Here is a 15021-nt window from a genome sequence, read left to right on the forward strand (position 1 = left end):
GAGATGGTGATGCCGGGCGACAACATCCGGGTGAGCATCGAGCTGATCACCCCCATCGCCATGGATGAAGGGCTGCGCTTCGCGATCCGCGAAGGCGGCCGCACCGTCGGCGCCGGCGTCGTCGGCAAAATCATTAAGTGAGGTCGCGGTGAACGGGATCGCTTACCGCATTCTAGTGCTAACAGGCGACAACGAGCGATAGGTAGGCGATAAGCGAACCCATGAATGAAAAGATTCGCATACGTTTGAAAGCGTACGATCATCGATTGCTGGATCAATCAGTGAAAGAGATCGTCGAGACCGTACGCCAGACTGGGGGCAGGGTGGCCGGACCGATTCCACTACCCACGCACATCGAGCGGTTTACGGTGAACCGGTCGCCACACGTCGACAAGAAGTCGCGAGAGCAGTTCGAAATCCGGACCCATAAGCGGCTGCTCGACATTTTGGAACCGACCCAGCAGACGATCGACGCCCTCGGGAAACTGGACCTGGCGGCCGGAGTGGACGTGGAGATTAAACTGCATTGACGCTGGGCCGGCGTCCGCCCGACACTGGGGCGTACCGCCTAGTCACGTGCAAGAACTGACAGCACCATGATGGGACTGATCGGCAAGAAGTTGGGGATGACGCAAGTCTTCGACCCGAGGGGCGAGTTGATCCCCGTGACCGTTATCCACGCCGGCCCGTGTACGGTGGTGCAAACGAAGACCACCGCCAGCGACGGCTACGCAAGCGTCCAAGTTGGGTTCGGCGAAAAGAAGGCTCAGCGCGCGACGAAGGCGTACCGTAACCACTGCGTGAAAGCAGGCAAGGGAATCTTCAGTGTGTTGCGCGAGTTTCGCGCGCGTGATGATGAGACCTACACGGTTGGGCAGGAAATCGATCTGGAGAGCGTCTTCAAGGTGGGTGATCGCGTGGATGTGACCGGAACCACCAAAGGGCGCGGCTTTACAGGCGTCATCAAGCGCCACGGGTTCTCCGGTTTTCCGGGCAGTCACGGGACACACGAGTACTTCCGCCACGGCGGGTCGATTGGTAACCGGTCGTACCCAGGCCGCGTGTTAAAAGGCAAGCGCATGGCCGGGCAATACGGCAATGAACGCAACACCACCCAGAACCTGGAAGTGATCGAGATCCGGCCGACAGAGCACCTCGTGCTGGTGCGCGGCTGCGTTCCCGGGGCGCGAAACGGCTTGGTGTTGATCCGGCCGGCAGTCAAGGAGATACACCGTGGCTGAGCCGATTACGATGCCAGTCGTGTCGCAGCGCAACGAGGTGGTTGGGGAAATCGCCTTGCCGGCGGCCGTGTTCAGCCAGCCCGTGCGGCGCCACCTGCTGTACGAGACGGTCCGGATGCAGCAAGCGAATCGTCGCGCCGGTACTGCTGCCACAAAAACGCGCGCCTTTGTCAGGGGCGGTGGGAAGAAGCCTTGGCGCCAAAAGGGTACGGGACGCGCGCGCGCCGGTAGCAGTCGTTCTCCTATTTGGAGGGGGGGGGCCGTCATCTTCGGGCCACAACCACGGGACTACTCGTATCGCATGCCCGCATCAGCACGGAAGGCTGCGCTCTGCTCGGCGTTGGCGTCGAAGGTGCGCGAGGGGAAACTGCTGGTGCTGGATAAGATTGCGATCGAGGCGCCCAAGACCAAGTTGCTGGCCAAGCTGATCGCCGACCTCAAAGTGGAAAGCACCCTGATCCTCATCCCGGAAAAGGACGACGGTCTCGAACGCGCGGCGCGGAACCTGCCCCTTGTCAAGGTGCTGCGAACCGAAGGTGCGAATGTCTATGATTTGCTGCGCTACGACCGGCTTATCCTGACACCAGGGGCCGTGGAGGCTCTGAATCGGAGGCTAGGCGCATGAAGGATCTGCACCGCGTCATCGCGTCGCCCTTGATCACGGAGAAGGGTACGCTGGTCAATGAGCAGGGGAACCAGTTCGTCTTCCGCGTTCGGCCCGAGGCTAACAAGATCGAGATCCGTCGCGCCATTGAGACGCTTTTTAAGGTCAAGGTCGAGAAGGTTCACACCTTGAATTACCTGGGTAAGAATCGACGGGTGGGTCATTCGGTGGGACAGCGTCCGCGTTGGAAGAAGGCGTACGTGACCTTGGCCGCGGGACAGCGCATCGACTTTTTCGAGAACGTGTAGAGTATGGCAACGCGTCAGTACAAGCCGACATCTCCGGGGCGCAGATTCCGGAGCGTGCTCGTTTTTTCCGAGCTCACAGACAAGGAGCCTGAACGGCAGCTCCTTGCGCCCAAGCAGCGTACGGGCGGCCGCAATGCCCTCGGCCGCATGACCAGCCGGCACCGCGGTGGGGGTCACAAGCAGCGCTACCGGATCATCGACTTTCGCCGCGACAAGGATCTGGTGCCTGCAAAGGTGGCTGCGATCGAATACGATCCGAACCGTTCCGCCCGCCTGGCCTTGTTGAACTACGTGGACGGCGAGAAGCGCTACATCCTGGCACCGGTCGGGCTGCGGCCAGGAGATAGTGTCGCCGCAGGTGAAGGCGCCGACATCAAGCCGGGTAACGCGATGGCGCTGCGCCAGATTCCGACCGGTACTATGGTGCACAATATCGAACTCAAGCCGGGACGCGGCGCCCAACTGGCGCGGAGCGCCGGCGCCGCGGCGCAGTTGATGGCTAAAGAAGGCTCGCGGGCACTGCTGAAGCTGCCCTCGGGAGAACTACGGTACGTCCAGTTGACGTGCCGGGCGACCATCGGACAGGTTGGCAACGTCGATCACGAGAACGTCTCCCACGGTAAGGCCGGACGTAGCCGCTGGCTCGGGAAGCGGCCGCATGTCCGCGGCATGGCCATGAACCCCGTCGACCATCCGCACGGCGGTGGTGAGGGACGCTCGAAGGGCAATCACCCGCAGTCGCCATGGGGGCAGCCGGCAAAGGGATACAAGACGCGGCACAATCCCCGCACGGATCGACTCATCGTAAAGCGGCGGAGCCGCTAGGAGCAGCAGGTGGCGCGTTCAGTCAAGAAGGGACCGTTCGTGGATCTGCACCTTCTCAAAAAGGTGCAGACGATGAATGTGGCTCGGGAGAGACGGGTGATCAAGACGTGGTCGCGGCGCTCGACGATCACGCCGGACATGATTGGTCACACGCTCGCCGTGCATAACGGCCGCAAGTTCATCCCGGTGTTCGTTTCCGAGAACATGGTGGGACACAAGCTGGGGGAGTTTTCACCCACGCGCACCTTTCACGGGCACTCGGGCGACCGCAAGGCGGAAGCGAAGCCCTCAGCTGCCCCGCCCCCAGGGGCAAGGGCATAGCCATGGAAGCACGGGCCGTCAGCCGCCATCTCCGCATGGGACCACGCAAGGCGCGCGGGGTGGCAGACCTCATCCGCGGGAAGAACGTGGGCGAGGCCTTGATGATTCTGGATTTCATTCCCAAAAAAGGGGCGCGCCTCCTGGCGAAGACATTGAAGTCGGTGATTGCCAACGCCGAGAATCAGCAACGCGTCGACGTGGACCGGCTGTATGTGCGCCGCGTCATGATTGATGGAGGCGCCACGCTGAAGCGGTTCCTGCCGCGCGCGCATGGGCGGGCAACGCCAATACGGAAACGGACCAGCCACATCACCATCGTCGTCGACGAACGTTAAGGGGAGCATGGGACAGAAAACGCATCCAAAGGGATTTCGGCTCGGCATCACCGAGCAGTGGGACTCTAAATGGTTCGCTCGGCGCGACTACCAGCAGTTGCTGCACGAGGATCTTCGCATCCGCAAGTTCCTCAAGGAGCGCCTGTATCACGCCGGCATCTCGAAGGTGGAGATCGAACGCGCGGCAAACAAGGCAAAGATCAACATTCATACGGCGCGGCCTGGCATCGTGATCGGTAAGAAAGGCGCCGAGATCGAGAAGCTGAAGAGCGAACTCAGCAAACTGACGAAGAAAGAGTCGTTCATCAATATCCACGAAGTTCGCCGACCCGATGTCGATGGACAGTTGGTCGCCGAAAACGTCGCCTTACAGCTGGAGCGCCGCGTCGCCTTTCGGCGGGCCATGAAAGAAGCCGTCGGACGTGCTATGCGGATGGGAGCTCTGGGAGTCCGGATCCAGTGCTCCGGGCGTCTGGGCGGAGCGGAGATCGCCCGCACGGAATGGTACCGCGAGGGGCGGGTGCCACTTCATACGCTGCGGGCCGATATCAGCTACGGTTTGGCCGAAGGCAAGACAACCTATGGGGTCATCGGCATCAAGGCCTGGATCTTCCGCGGCGAGGTGCTCACCAAGGAAGAGGAGAAGCAACGGGCAGCCCTGGGCGGGTAATGGACCATGTTAGCGCCAAAGAAAGTCAAATACCGCAAGATGCAGAAGGGCCGGAGGCGGGGAACCGCCTACCGCGGCGCGACGCTGGCATTCGGTGATTACGGGCTGCAGGCGACCGACCGCGGCTGGATGACGGCGCGGGAGTTGGAAGCCGCGCGCGTCGCCCTGACACGCCACATTAAGCGCGGCGGCCGGGTGTGGATTCGGGTGTTCCCGGATAAGCCATTGACGAAGAAGCCGGCCGAAACTCGCATGGGAAAAGGCAAGGGTTCGCCTGAAGTGTGGGTCGCCGTCATTAAACCTGGCCGCGTCCTGTTCGAGATGGAGGGCGTTTCCGAGGAGACCGCCCGCGAGGCATTTCGTCTAGCGGCGCAGAAATTGTCGATCCCGACGCAGTTCCGCGAACGGGTTGGCGCGGTGGGAGCGGCGCATGGAGCCTAAGGAACTGCGCGACAGTAGCGATGAGGAGCTGGAGGTGAGGGAGCGTGAATTGAAGGAGTCGCTCTTTCTCCTGCGGCTGCGACATAAGACGAACCAGCTCGAGAGCCCCGCACGGCTGGCGCAGACCCGGCGCGATATCGCCCGCATCAGTACGATACGACGCGAGCGTGAGTTGGAGAGGAACCGCTAGTGGAAGAGTGCAAGCGAGGTAAAGCCAAGACCCGTGAGGGCGTGGTGGTCAGTAACAAGATGAACAAGACCGTCGTGGTGATGGTGGAGCGGCTCGTCCAGCACGCTAAGTACAAGAAACACCTGCGGCGGCGGGACAGGGTGAAGGCGCACGACGAGCGAAACAGTTGCGGCATTGGAGATCGGGTGCTGATAGCCGAGACGCGGCCGTTGAGTCGAGACAAGCGCTGGGCTGTCCGCGCAATTCTCGAAAAGGCAGCGTGAGGAGGCTCGTCGGCGTGTTGGGCGAGTGGGAGCGGATATGGTGCAGTCGGAAACCGTTTTGGATGTCGCAGATAACTCAGGAGCACGGAAGGTGCTTTGCATCAAAGTGCTCGGTGGTAGCCGCCGGCGATATGCGTCCCTTGGAGACATCATCGTGGTGTCGGTGAAGGAAGCGATTCCCAACGCCAAGGTGAAAAAGGGCGAAGTGATGAAGGCGGTCGTCGTGCGGACCACGAAAGAGGTCGGGCGCGCGGATGGCTCTTACATCAAATTCGATTCGAACTCGGCGGTGCTGATCGACAATCAGCGCGAGCCCATCGGTACGCGTATCTTCGGACCGGTGGCGCGCGAGTTACGGGCGAAGAAGTTCATGAAGATTCTGTCGCTGGCGCCAGAGGTGTTGTGATCCGGAGCACGGCAATGCATGCAAGCATCCACAAGAACGATACAGTGATGGTGGTTGCCGGGCGCGAGCGCGGTAAGACCGGTAAGGTGATTCGGGTCATCCCTGAGAAGGATCGCGCCATCGTCGAGCGCCTCAACATGGTGAAGCGGCACACGAAGGCGCGCGGCGCGCAGAGCCCGTACGGCATCGTCGAAAAGGAAGCGGCGATCCATATCTCCAATCTCATGATCATGTGTGACAAGTGTAACGCTCCGGTCCGTATGGGGAAACTGCGACTGGAGGACGGCCGCAGCGTGCGCATCTGCCGCCGGTGCCGCGAACAGCTGGATAGGTGATTGGATGGGTGCGCGCCTGAAGGAACGCTACAAGAGCGAAGTGCTGCCCCGGTTGATGAAAGACCTGGGGTACAAGAACCGGGAGCAAGTGCCGCGGCTGGACAAGGTCGTCCTCAATATCGGTCTAGGCGAGGCGATTCAGAACGCCAAGGCACTGGACCTCGCCGTCGAAGAGCTCGCTGCTATCACCGGCCAGAAGCCGGTGATCACCAAGGCCCGCAAGGCCATCGCGAATTTCAAGCTGCGTGAGGGCATGCCGATCGGTTGCATGGTGACATTGCGGGGCGAACGCATGTACGAGTTTCTCGATCGGCTGCTCAACGTCGCCTTGCCACGCGTGCGCGACTTCAAAGGCGTGTCGGACCGTTCCTTCGACGGCCGAGGCAATTATGCCCTCGGCGTGCGCGAGCAGATTATTTTCCCGGAAATCGACCTGGATAAGGTGGATAAGGTCCGTGGCTTGACCGTATGTATCAACACCACAGCGCGATCCGACGCTGAGGGGAAAGCGCTGCTCCAGGCTCTGGGCATGCCGTTTCGCGCGTAGGAGATCAGGTGGCAAAGACGTGTTTACGAATTAAGGCCCAACGCCCTCCCAAGTTCAAAGTGCGCGCCTATAATCGCTGCCCGCTGTGCGGGCGGCCGCGTGCTTTTTATCGCCGTTTTCAAATGTGTCGCCTCTGCCTGCGACTGCTGGCTCGCAAGGGCGAGATCCCCGGCCTGACGAAGGCGAGCTGGTAGGTGACCCGATGGGCATGACCGATCCGATTGCAGATCTGCTCACCCGTATCCGTAACGGCGTCCACGGGCGCAAAGAGCAGGTCGACGTGCCATGGTCAACAATAAAGGCCCGTGTGGTGGAAGTGCTCACGGCCGAGGGATTTTTGAAGGAACACAGCATCATCGAGCAGGACAGCCATAGAGTGTTGCGCGTGTGGCTCAAGTACGACGGCCAGAATAATCCCGTGATCTCGGGCATCAAACGTGTCAGCAAGCCGAGTTTGCGCGTGTACGTCGGCGCCGAGGAGATCCCTTCTGTCCGGCGCGGCTTGGGCGTCAACGTGCTTTCGACGCCGGCCGGTATCCTGACGGACCGAGAGGCCCGTAAGCGCAACCTGGGTGGCGAACTCCTGTGCTCGGTGTGGTAGGCGCGCCCATGTCACGCATCGGCAAACTGCCCGTTCTGATTCCCGATAAAGTCAAAGTCCAAGTGGCTAATGGCTTGGTGCGGGTCGAAGGACCCAAAGGCCAACTGCAGCATCAACTGCCCCCAGGCATCAAGGTTGAAGTGGCTGGCGGGGCACTGCACGTGCTGCGGGAGAATGAGACACGCAACACGCGCTCTCTACACGGCCTTACGCAACGGCTAGTCGCGAACATGGTTCACGGTGTGCACAGCGGGTTCACCCGAACCCTGGAAATTGTCGGCGTGGGCTACCGGGCAGAGAGCCGGGGGCAGGCGCTGCATCTCAGCCTGGGCTATTCGCACCCGATCTTGTTTCAGTTACCTCCTGGAATACAGGCGCGTGTGGACAAACAAACCACCATTACCCTCGAGGGCATCGATAGGCAGGTCTTGGGCGAGACAGCGGCAACCATTCGACGCCTGCGCCCACCCGAGCCCTACAAGGGTAAGGGTATCAAATACGCGAATGAGGTTCTGCGCCGGAAGGCTGGAAAGGCCGCCGGCGCGGCGGGAGCCGGTTGATCATGAGTTTAGGGATGAAGGTCTTGGCGCGCGTACGCCGCCAGCAACGTGTCCGCCGGCGGGTACAGGGCACGGATGCACGGCCACGCCTGTGCGTGTTTCGCAGCGGCAAACACATCTACGCGCAAGTCGTTTCAGATGAAACGGGACGGACCCTGGCGGCGGCCTCGACGCTGTCCCCGGGGCTTAAGGGGCAATTGCAGCACACCGGCAACCGCGAGGCAGCTAAGCAGGTGGGTGCCTTGATTGCCCGCCTTTGTCAGGAACGGGCGATCCGTGCTGTGGTGTTCGACCGCAACGGGTTTCTATATCATGGCCGTGTCAAGGCCCTGGCGGACGCGGCGCGTGAATCGGGCCTGCAGTTCTGACGGAAGCGGAAGGAATACCCATGGCGGGTCCAAGAGGTAGAGAGCGCATCGAGCTCCACGGGGTGGAACTCAAGGAGAAGGTTGTCCAGATCAACCGCGTCGCCAAAGTGGTGAAGGGTGGTCGCCGGTTCAGTTTCAGTGCCCTGGTGGTGGTTGGGGACAGTGCCGGCCGCGTCGGTTACGGTCTGGGGAAGGCAAATGAGGTTCCCGAAGCCATCCGCAAGGCGATCGAGCGGGCGAAGAAGACCCTGGTGACGGTTCCCATCGTCGAGGGTACCATCCCGTATGAGGTGCACGGGCGATTCGGGGCCGGCCACGTGCTCTTGCGGCCGGCGGTGGACGGCACCGGCGTGATCGCCGGTGGTGGCGTGCGAGCGGTCGTAGAACTCGCCGGCATCCGCAACGTGCTGACCAAGTGCATCGGTTCGAACAACCCCCACAATATGGTCAAGGCGGCCATGGCCGCCTTGGGTGAGTTGCGGCTGCCAGAGGAAATCGCCGCACTGCGTGGCAAGAGCGTCGAGGAACTGCGCGGGTAGGGCCATGGCGGAAGCGAACATGTTGAAGGTCAGGCTTACGCGTAGCCCCATCGGCTCCTCGCAGAGACAGAGGCAAACCCTGCGCGGCCTGGGCCTGACGCGGGTCGGCAAGACGGTGATCGTGCACGACACTGAGGCCGCACGGGGTCGAATTCGCGCTGTCGCCCATTTGATCGAGGTGAAGAGCTAAATGAACCTGAGCGATTTGTCCCCGGCCCCTGGAGCCACTAAGCAGCGGAAGCGCCTCGGTCGTGGCACGGGTTCGGGCCATGGGAAGACGGCAGCCCGTGGGCACAAAGGGCGCGGCGCGCGCTCGGGTGGCAACACGCCGCCCGGATACGAAGGTGGCCAGATGCCCCTGCAGCGGCGGTTGCCCAAACATGGCTTCCACAATCCCTTCCGCCAGGAGTTCAGTATCGTCAACCTGGGCCAGCTGGAAGAGCGCTTCGATGCTGGCGCTGTCGTCGATGCTGAGGCCCTGCACGCACGGGGGCTGGTTTGCACCTTGAAATATCCGATCAAAATTCTTGCCGACGGGAAATTGAGCAAGGCCCTTACGGTGAAGGCCCATAAGTTCAGCGCTGCGGCGGTCGAACGGCTCCAAGCCGCGGGCGGCTCGGCAGAGGTCGTACAGCGTGGTTGAAGGGTTCCAAAACGCATCGAAGATCCCCGAACTTCGGCGGCGGTTGCTCTTCACCTTCGCCGTGCTTGCGGTCTATCGCCTGGGTGTCGCCGTCCCCACCCCAGGGATCGATGGCAAGGCACTCGCGGCATTCTTCGAGCAGGCCCGCAATACGATGTTCGGACTGGTCAACTTGTTCTCGGGCGGCGCGCTCGAGCGTTTCTCGATCTTTGCGCTCGGCATCATGCCTTACATCAGCGCATCGATCATCTTGCAGCTGCTCACCGTCGTCATTCCGTTCCTCGAACGCCTGTCCAAGGAAGGCGAAGCCGGCCGGCGGAAAATCACGCAATACACCCGCTACGGCACCGTGCTGCTGTCGCTGGTGCAGGGACTCTTCATCAGCATCGGCATCGAGAAGATTGAAGCGCCGGGCGGCGGCTCGGTGGTGTTCCAGCCCGGCTGGGCTTTTCGGATCATGACCGTCCTCACCCTGACAGCCGGGACGGTGTTCATCATGTGGCTGGGCGAGCAAATCTCCGAGCGCGGGATCGGCAACGGTATCTCCCTCATCATCTTCGCTGGCATCGTGTCGTCCTTCCCTTCCGCTGCGGCGACCACCATGGAATTCGTGCGTGAGGGCGAAATGGGGGTCCTCGTCTTGGTGGGCTTGATTGCCTTCATGGTACTGGTCATTGCCTTCATCATTTTCATGGAGCGGGGGCAGCGTCGCGTTCCCGTCCAATACGCCAAGCGTGTCGTCGGCCGCCGCATGTACGGTGGCCAAAGTTCCCACCTGCCGCTGAAAGTGAACACCTCTGGGGTCATCCCACCCATCTTCGCTTCTTCGTTGTTGGTCTTCCCAGGAACGATTGCCAGCTTTGTCGATCACCCGTGGGCTCGGACCGCAGCGGCCTATCTGATGCCGGGAGGGGGGTTTTACGACCTCCTCTATGTCGGTCTGATTGTCTTCTTTTGCTATTTCTACACTGCTGTCACCTTCAACACAGCGGACGTTGCCGACAATATGAAGAAGTTCGGTGGATATATCCCTGGGATCAGACCTGGACAGCGGACCGCCGAGTACATCGATCGCATTCTCGTTCGTATCACCCTCGGCGGCGCCGTTTACGTCTCGGCGGTCTGCGTCCTGCCGTCGATCCTGATCCGGCGATTCAATGTGCCGTTCTACTTTGGCGGGACGGCGCTCATGATCGTGGTCGGGGTGGCACTGGACACCGTCGCACAGATGGAAACGCACATGCTCACGCGCAGTTACCAGGGCTTCATGCGCCGCGGACGGCTGCGGGGCAGGCGCGGATAAGCAGGTTGGCCTCGGTGCGTATGGTTTTGATGGGTCCCCCCGGGGCGGGAAAAGGGACGCAGGCGAAGTTGTTGGCGCAACGGTTTGGCGCACCGCACATCTCGTCCGGAGACCTGTTGCGGAGCGCGGTCAAACGGAAGACGGGTATGGGACTGCAGGCCAAACGCTACATGGATCGGGGCGAGCTGGTGCCCGACGATGTGGTCTTCGGTGCCGTCGAAGAAAGGTTGCGGGAAGCCGATTGTGCCAAGGGGTTTATCCTTGATGGCTTTCCGCGTACGGTTGCTCAAGCGGAGGCGCTGACCTCCATGCTGGCGAAGATGGGGACGCGTCTCGATAGTGTCGTGAGCATCGCAGTTCCGCAGGACGAATTGGTGAAGCGCATGAGCGGACGGCGCACATGCAGCGATTGCGGTGCTTCATATCACATCATTTTCGAGCCGCCCAACAACCCCGGCATATGTAACAAGTGCAACGGTGAGCTGTTTCAGCGCGAGGACGATCACGAAGATACGATCTTGGCACGTCTTGAGGTGTATGAACGCACCGCGGCGCCGCTGCTGGCCGCGTACCGTCACATGGGGCTGCTGCACGAGGTCGACGGAGTTGGAGGGCAAGACCAAGTCCTGGGGCGCGTCCTTGGTCAGGTGCAGAAGCGCGGATGATATCCCTGAAGTCGCCTGAGGAGATCGAGGTGATGCGTGCTGCCAATATGATCGTTGCCGAAGTGCTGGCGGAACTGTGCCAGCGCGTGCGGCCGGGCGTCGCCACCAGTGAGTTGGACCGTATTGCGGAGGAAATCACGCGCCGCCGCGACGCGGTACCGGCGTTCAAAGGATACGAAGTCCACGGACGCGTTTTTCCGGCCAGTGTCTGCATCTCGATCAATGAGGAGGTGGTGCACGGTATACCGTCCGACAAACGCTTCCTGCACGAAGGGGATATTGTCGGCATCGACTTCGGCGTTCGCTACCAGGGGTTTTACGGAGATGCGGCGATCACAGTGCCCGTGGATCGGGCCGACTCGGAAGCGGAACGCCTAATGCGTGCTACCCATGAGGCGCTGTGGGCGGGTATCGAACGGGTGCAGGTTGGGCAGCGGTTGGGGGACGTGTCGGCGGCGATTCAGGAGCGCGTCGAACGCGAAGGTTTTTCCGTGGTCCGCGAGTTTGTCGGTCACGGCATCGGCAAACGATTGCATGAAGAGCCGCAAGTGCCTAACTTTGGTAAGGTAGACCGGGGCGTGCGCCTGCGCGAGGGCATGGTGCTGGCGATCGAGCCGATGGTCAATGCCGGCGTACCGGACGTGATCATCAAGGAAGATGGCTGGACAGCAGTCACCAAAGACGGCAGCCGCTCCGCCCATTTTGAGCACTCAGTGGCAGTGACGGAAAAAGGGCCGTATGTGCTCAGTCAACCGTAGGAGCGTGCAATGAAAGTGCGGGCATCGGTAAAGCCAGTGTGCAAGAAATGCAAGGTAGTCCGGCGTGCGGGGGTGGTGCGGGTCCTGTGTAGCAACCCGCGTCACAAACAGCGCCAGGGCTGAGAAGGATCCGGAGCAAAAACATATGGCCCGTATCGCAGGGGTAGACCTCCCACGCAACAAACGAATGGAAGTAGCTTTGACCTACATCCATGGCATCGGCCGGCCGTCGGCACGCAAGATCCTGGCGCAGGCCAAGGTGGATGTGAACAAGAAGACCGATGTGATCGGCGACGAGGAGTTGGTCAAGCTCCGCCAGATTATCGATTCCTACAAGGTGGAAGGCGATCTCCGGCGCGACCTCGCCATGAACATCAAACGGCTCATGGATATCGGCGCCTATCGCGGCTTGCGCCATCGTCGGAACCTGCCGGTGCGCGGACAGCGAACGCACACCAATGCACGGACCCGCAAAGGACCGCGGCGGACAATCGCCGGCAAGAAGGCAGCGCCCTCCAAGTAACAGCGGGCGCGAGGAGCAGAGACATGGCGAAGGAGAAGGAAGAGGCCGGAGCGAAGGCGCCCGAGAAGGTGGCGGCGCCGAAACGCCGCAAGACCAAGAAGATTGTGAGCGAAGGGGTGGCCCACATCCACTCGACGTTCAATAATACGATCATTACGATTAGCGATCCGGTGGGCAACACCATCGCCTGGTCGAGCGCTGGTTCCGTCGGCTTCAAGGGCTCGCGGAAAGGCACACCCTTTGCGGCTCAGCTGGCCGCTGAAAATGCTGCCAAGAAGGCGGCGGAGTACGGCTTGCGCAGCGTCCAAGTGTACGTGAAGGGACCGGGCGCCGGCCGCGAATCGGCTCTGCGCTCACTGCAAGCGGCGGGTTTCGCTGTGAGCGTCATCAAGGACGTCACACCGATCCCGCACAACGGCTGTCGGCCGCCGAAACGCCGGCGCGTCTGACACGAGGAGGAACGCATTGGCTCGTTACACTGCAGCAGTCTGCCGGCTCTGCCGGCGCGAGGGCTTGAAGCTCTTTCTGAAAGGAGAACGGTGCTACACCGATAAGTGCGCCATCGAACGGCGCAACTATCCCCCCGGCATGCACGGCCAGGGGCGTAGCAAGTTCTCCGAGTATGCCGTGCAGTTGCGCGAGAAGCAGAAGGTGAAACGCATCTACCGGCTCATGGAACGCCAGTTTCATCGCTACTTCGGCGCCGCAGAAAAGGCACGGGAGATCACGGGCGAAAAGCTCCTCTTGCTGCTTGAACAGCGCCTGGACAACATGGTGTACCGGATGGGCTTCGCGACCTCACGCGGCGAAGCCCGACAGTTCGTGCGCCACGGGCACTTCCGCGTCGACGGCCGCAAGGTGGACATCCCGTCGTACCTGCTCCGTCCGGGGCAGGTCGTCACCGTGGGCGAACCGAGCCGCTCTGTCGCCCGTATTCTCGAGGCCCTGGAGCAGGCGGAACGGCGCGGCGTGCCCGATTGGCTCGAGGTGCAACGCGAGGCGTTCAGCGGCCGCGTGAAGGCGCTGCCGACCCGCGCGGATCTCACCATGCCGATCAACGAGAAGCTGGTGGTCGAGCTGTACTCGAAGTGAGCTGAGAGCGCTGACGATTGCCGATGGAGGTTCGAACGATGTTGCCGCAACGAAACTGGCGGGATCTAATCAAGCCCAAGAAGCTCGAAGCTGACGAGAAAAGCCTGACGTCTACCTACGGGAAGTTCGTGGGTGAGCCGTACGAGCGTGGGTTCGGTGTAACCGTCGGGAACTCACTCCGGCGTATACTGCTCTCGTCGCTGCAGGGGGCGGCTATCAGCGCCGTGAAAATCCGCGGCGTTCTGCATGAGTTCTCGACGCTCACGGGCGTCCGCGAGGACGTCACGGATCTGGTGCTGAACCTGAAAGAAGTCCGCGTGAAGCTGCAAGACGGCACCGAGGAAGCGGCGCGCATCGAGGCCAAAGGGGAAGGGGAAGTGAAAGCCGGTGACATCAAGGCCGGCCCCTTCGTCGAGATCCTCAACCCGGATCTGCATATCGCCACCCTAGCGAAAGAGGGCAAGCTGGAAATGGATTTGACCATCAAGACCGGTCGTGGCTACGTCCCGGCAGAGCGCAATAAGGATGAGAACGCACCCGTCGGCACCATCCCGATCGATGCGATTTTCTCGCCCATCCGCAAGGTCAACTACACCGTCACCAATGCGCGCGTTGGACAGCGCACCGACTACGAGCGTCTCAATCTGGAAGTCTGGACCGACGGCAGCGTCCGCCCTGACGACGCGGTGGCCTACGCGGCCCGTATTCTGCAAGATCAGCTGTCCATCTTCGTCAATTTCGAGGAGGCGGCCGAGGCCATCGAAGGCGCCGAGGAACGACACGCAGGCCTCAACGAGAATCTGTTCCGCAGCGTCGCCGAGCTGGAACTCTCTGTGCGGTCGGCCAACTGCCTGCAGAACGCCGGAATCAAGTACATCGGCGAGCTGGTGCAGAAGACCGAGCCGGAAATGCTGAAGACCAAGAACTTTGGCCGGAAATCGCTAAATGAAATCAAGGAGATCCTGCGCGAGATGGGCCTTGACTTCGGCATGCGCATCGAGAACTTTCCCACCCGGGCCGAGCTTGACCGCCGCATGGCGAAAGAGAAGGAGAGCGCCTGAGAACAGCATGCGGCTGCCGGCCTGTACGCAGACGGCACCCCTGCACACGCGCGTGAGTCGAACATGAGACACTTGAAAGCCGGACGAAAGCTGAACCGTACCGCGTCCCACCGCAAGGCGCTGTTTCGCAACATGGTGACCTCGTTGATCGAGCACGAACACCTGCGGACGACCGACGCCAAAGCCAAGGAGCTACGGCGGATCGCGGATCGCATGATTACCCTCGGGAAACGTGGCACCCTGCACGCACGCCGTCAGGCCCTTTCCTACATTCGAAGCCGCACCGTGGTGCAGAAGCTGTTCGACGAGGTTGCGTCGCGGTTTCGGGAACGTCCAGGCGGCTACACGCGTGTCATCAAGCTGGGCCATCGTCACGGCGATGCTGCAGCGATGTCGGTCATCGAGTTGACCGATCGGGGCGA

The 15021-nt window shown here is 61.5% G+C and carries 31 protein-coding genes; all 31 read left to right on the forward strand.

Features of this window, described 5'->3' with window-relative positions; genetic code table 11:
- Nucleotides 1-141 (forward strand): elongation factor Tu (tuf, locus tag VF515_20810; protein HEX7410068.1); only part of this gene is annotated, 141 nt, incomplete at its 5' end.
- Between the two features lie 80 nt (nucleotides 142-221).
- Complete coding sequence (gene rpsJ, locus VF515_20815) at nucleotides 222-530, forward strand: 30S ribosomal protein S10 (protein ID HEX7410069.1); 309 nt, start codon at nucleotides 222-224, stop codon at nucleotides 528-530.
- Between the two features lie 66 nt (nucleotides 531-596).
- A complete protein-coding gene (gene rplC / locus VF515_20820) occupies nucleotides 597-1241 on the forward strand; it encodes a 50S ribosomal protein L3 (protein ID HEX7410070.1) in 645 nt (214 codons plus the stop codon).
- A 10-nt stretch (nucleotides 1242-1251) separates the two neighbouring features.
- Nucleotides 1252-1866, forward strand: coding sequence for a 50S ribosomal protein L4 (gene rplD / locus VF515_20825; GenBank protein HEX7410071.1), 615 nt, complete (start codon nucleotides 1252-1254; stop codon nucleotides 1864-1866).
- Nucleotides 1863-2153 carry a 50S ribosomal protein L23 gene (locus tag VF515_20830; GenBank protein ID HEX7410072.1) on the forward strand — a complete coding sequence of 97 codons (291 nt, stop codon included), beginning with the start codon at nucleotides 1863-1865 and terminating at the stop codon, nucleotides 2151-2153. Before rplD ends, VF515_20830 begins: the two co-directional genes overlap by 4 nt.
- A gap of 3 nt (nucleotides 2154-2156) precedes the next feature.
- Entirely contained in the window at nucleotides 2157-2978 is an 822-nt protein-coding gene (gene rplB / locus VF515_20835; GenBank protein HEX7410073.1) for a 50S ribosomal protein L2, read from the forward strand.
- Between the two features lie 9 nt (nucleotides 2979-2987).
- On the forward strand, nucleotides 2988-3299 hold the full coding sequence (rpsS, locus tag VF515_20840; protein ID HEX7410074.1) for a 30S ribosomal protein S19: 312 nt from the start codon (nucleotides 2988-2990) through the stop codon (nucleotides 3297-3299).
- 2 nt (nucleotides 3300-3301) lie between these two features.
- Nucleotides 3302-3634: a 50S ribosomal protein L22 gene (gene rplV / locus VF515_20845; GenBank protein ID HEX7410075.1), complete on the forward strand. Its 333-nt coding sequence runs from the start codon at nucleotides 3302-3304 to the stop codon at nucleotides 3632-3634.
- Nucleotides 3635-3641: 7 nt separating this feature from the next.
- Nucleotides 3642-4304 (forward strand): 30S ribosomal protein S3, encoded by a 663-nt coding sequence (rpsC, locus tag VF515_20850; protein ID HEX7410076.1) that lies wholly within the window; start codon nucleotides 3642-3644, stop codon nucleotides 4302-4304.
- A 6-nt stretch (nucleotides 4305-4310) separates the two neighbouring features.
- Entirely contained in the window at nucleotides 4311-4745 is a 435-nt protein-coding gene (rplP, locus tag VF515_20855) for a 50S ribosomal protein L16 (protein HEX7410077.1), read from the forward strand.
- Nucleotides 4735-4935 (forward strand): 50S ribosomal protein L29, encoded by a 201-nt coding sequence (gene rpmC / locus VF515_20860; protein ID HEX7410078.1) that lies wholly within the window; start codon nucleotides 4735-4737, stop codon nucleotides 4933-4935. The genes rplP and rpmC overlap by 11 nt, the downstream gene beginning before the upstream one ends.
- Entirely contained in the window at nucleotides 4935-5198 is a 264-nt protein-coding gene (gene rpsQ / locus VF515_20865) for a 30S ribosomal protein S17 (GenBank protein ID HEX7410079.1), read from the forward strand. Before rpmC ends, rpsQ begins: the two co-directional genes overlap by 1 nt.
- Nucleotides 5199-5235: 37 nt before the next feature.
- Nucleotides 5236-5604, forward strand: a complete 369-nt coding sequence (gene rplN, locus VF515_20870) for a 50S ribosomal protein L14 (protein HEX7410080.1) — start codon at nucleotides 5236-5238, stop codon at nucleotides 5602-5604.
- Nucleotides 5605-5618: 14 nt separating this feature from the next.
- The gene (rplX, locus tag VF515_20875) at nucleotides 5619-5939 is read left to right on the forward strand and encodes a 50S ribosomal protein L24 (protein ID HEX7410081.1); all 321 of its coding nucleotides are present in this window, start codon (nucleotides 5619-5621) and stop codon (nucleotides 5937-5939) included.
- A gap of 4 nt (nucleotides 5940-5943) precedes the next feature.
- Nucleotides 5944-6486 (forward strand): 50S ribosomal protein L5, encoded by a 543-nt coding sequence (gene rplE, locus VF515_20880; protein ID HEX7410082.1) that lies wholly within the window; start codon nucleotides 5944-5946, stop codon nucleotides 6484-6486.
- Nucleotides 6487-6494: 8 nt separating this feature from the next.
- Nucleotides 6495-6680 carry a type Z 30S ribosomal protein S14 gene (locus VF515_20885; GenBank protein HEX7410083.1) on the forward strand — a complete coding sequence of 62 codons (186 nt, stop codon included), beginning with the start codon at nucleotides 6495-6497 and terminating at the stop codon, nucleotides 6678-6680.
- A gap of 8 nt (nucleotides 6681-6688) precedes the next feature.
- Nucleotides 6689-7087 (forward strand): 30S ribosomal protein S8, encoded by a 399-nt coding sequence (gene rpsH, locus VF515_20890; GenBank protein ID HEX7410084.1) that lies wholly within the window; start codon nucleotides 6689-6691, stop codon nucleotides 7085-7087.
- 8 nt (nucleotides 7088-7095) lie between these two features.
- Nucleotides 7096-7647, forward strand: coding sequence for a 50S ribosomal protein L6 (gene rplF, locus VF515_20895; protein ID HEX7410085.1), 552 nt, complete (start codon nucleotides 7096-7098; stop codon nucleotides 7645-7647).
- Nucleotides 7648-7649: 2 nt separating this feature from the next.
- Nucleotides 7650-8015, forward strand: a complete 366-nt coding sequence (gene rplR / locus VF515_20900) for a 50S ribosomal protein L18 (GenBank protein ID HEX7410086.1) — start codon at nucleotides 7650-7652, stop codon at nucleotides 8013-8015.
- A gap of 20 nt (nucleotides 8016-8035) precedes the next feature.
- Nucleotides 8036-8554, forward strand: coding sequence for a 30S ribosomal protein S5 (gene rpsE / locus VF515_20905; protein ID HEX7410087.1), 519 nt, complete (start codon nucleotides 8036-8038; stop codon nucleotides 8552-8554).
- Between the two features lie 19 nt (nucleotides 8555-8573).
- Nucleotides 8574-8744: a 50S ribosomal protein L30 gene (gene rpmD / locus VF515_20910; protein ID HEX7410088.1), complete on the forward strand. Its 171-nt coding sequence runs from the start codon at nucleotides 8574-8576 to the stop codon at nucleotides 8742-8744.
- Nucleotides 8745-9197: a 50S ribosomal protein L15 gene (gene rplO / locus VF515_20915; GenBank protein HEX7410089.1), complete on the forward strand. Its 453-nt coding sequence runs from the start codon at nucleotides 8745-8747 to the stop codon at nucleotides 9195-9197.
- Nucleotides 9190-10500, forward strand: a complete 1311-nt coding sequence (secY, locus tag VF515_20920) for a preprotein translocase subunit SecY (GenBank protein ID HEX7410090.1) — start codon at nucleotides 9190-9192, stop codon at nucleotides 10498-10500. Before rplO ends, secY begins: the two co-directional genes overlap by 8 nt.
- 14 nt (nucleotides 10501-10514) lie before the next feature.
- The gene (locus VF515_20925) at nucleotides 10515-11165 is read left to right on the forward strand and encodes an adenylate kinase (GenBank protein HEX7410091.1); all 651 of its coding nucleotides are present in this window, start codon (nucleotides 10515-10517) and stop codon (nucleotides 11163-11165) included.
- Complete coding sequence (gene map / locus VF515_20930) at nucleotides 11162-11923, forward strand: type I methionyl aminopeptidase (protein HEX7410092.1); 762 nt, start codon at nucleotides 11162-11164, stop codon at nucleotides 11921-11923. Before VF515_20925 ends, map begins: the two co-directional genes overlap by 4 nt.
- A gap of 9 nt (nucleotides 11924-11932) precedes the next feature.
- Nucleotides 11933-12046: a 50S ribosomal protein L36 gene (gene rpmJ / locus VF515_20935; GenBank protein HEX7410093.1), complete on the forward strand. Its 114-nt coding sequence runs from the start codon at nucleotides 11933-11935 to the stop codon at nucleotides 12044-12046.
- A 22-nt stretch (nucleotides 12047-12068) separates the two neighbouring features.
- Nucleotides 12069-12446, forward strand: a complete 378-nt coding sequence (rpsM, locus tag VF515_20940) for a 30S ribosomal protein S13 (GenBank protein ID HEX7410094.1) — start codon at nucleotides 12069-12071, stop codon at nucleotides 12444-12446.
- Nucleotides 12447-12469: 23 nt separating this feature from the next.
- Complete coding sequence (gene rpsK / locus VF515_20945; protein HEX7410095.1) at nucleotides 12470-12895, forward strand: 30S ribosomal protein S11; 426 nt, start codon at nucleotides 12470-12472, stop codon at nucleotides 12893-12895.
- A gap of 16 nt (nucleotides 12896-12911) precedes the next feature.
- The gene (rpsD, locus tag VF515_20950; protein HEX7410096.1) at nucleotides 12912-13538 is read left to right on the forward strand and encodes a 30S ribosomal protein S4; all 627 of its coding nucleotides are present in this window, start codon (nucleotides 12912-12914) and stop codon (nucleotides 13536-13538) included.
- A 38-nt stretch (nucleotides 13539-13576) separates the two neighbouring features.
- Nucleotides 13577-14599 (forward strand): DNA-directed RNA polymerase subunit alpha, encoded by a 1023-nt coding sequence (locus tag VF515_20955; GenBank protein HEX7410097.1) that lies wholly within the window; start codon nucleotides 13577-13579, stop codon nucleotides 14597-14599.
- 63 nt (nucleotides 14600-14662) lie between these two features.
- On the forward strand, nucleotides 14663-15021 hold a 359-nt coding region (gene rplQ, locus VF515_20960), incomplete at its 3' end, for a 50S ribosomal protein L17 (protein ID HEX7410098.1).

Source organism: Candidatus Binatia bacterium, assembly GCA_036382395.1.
Taxonomy (GTDB): domain Bacteria; phylum Desulfobacterota; class Binatia; order HRBIN30; family HRBIN30; genus JAGDMS01.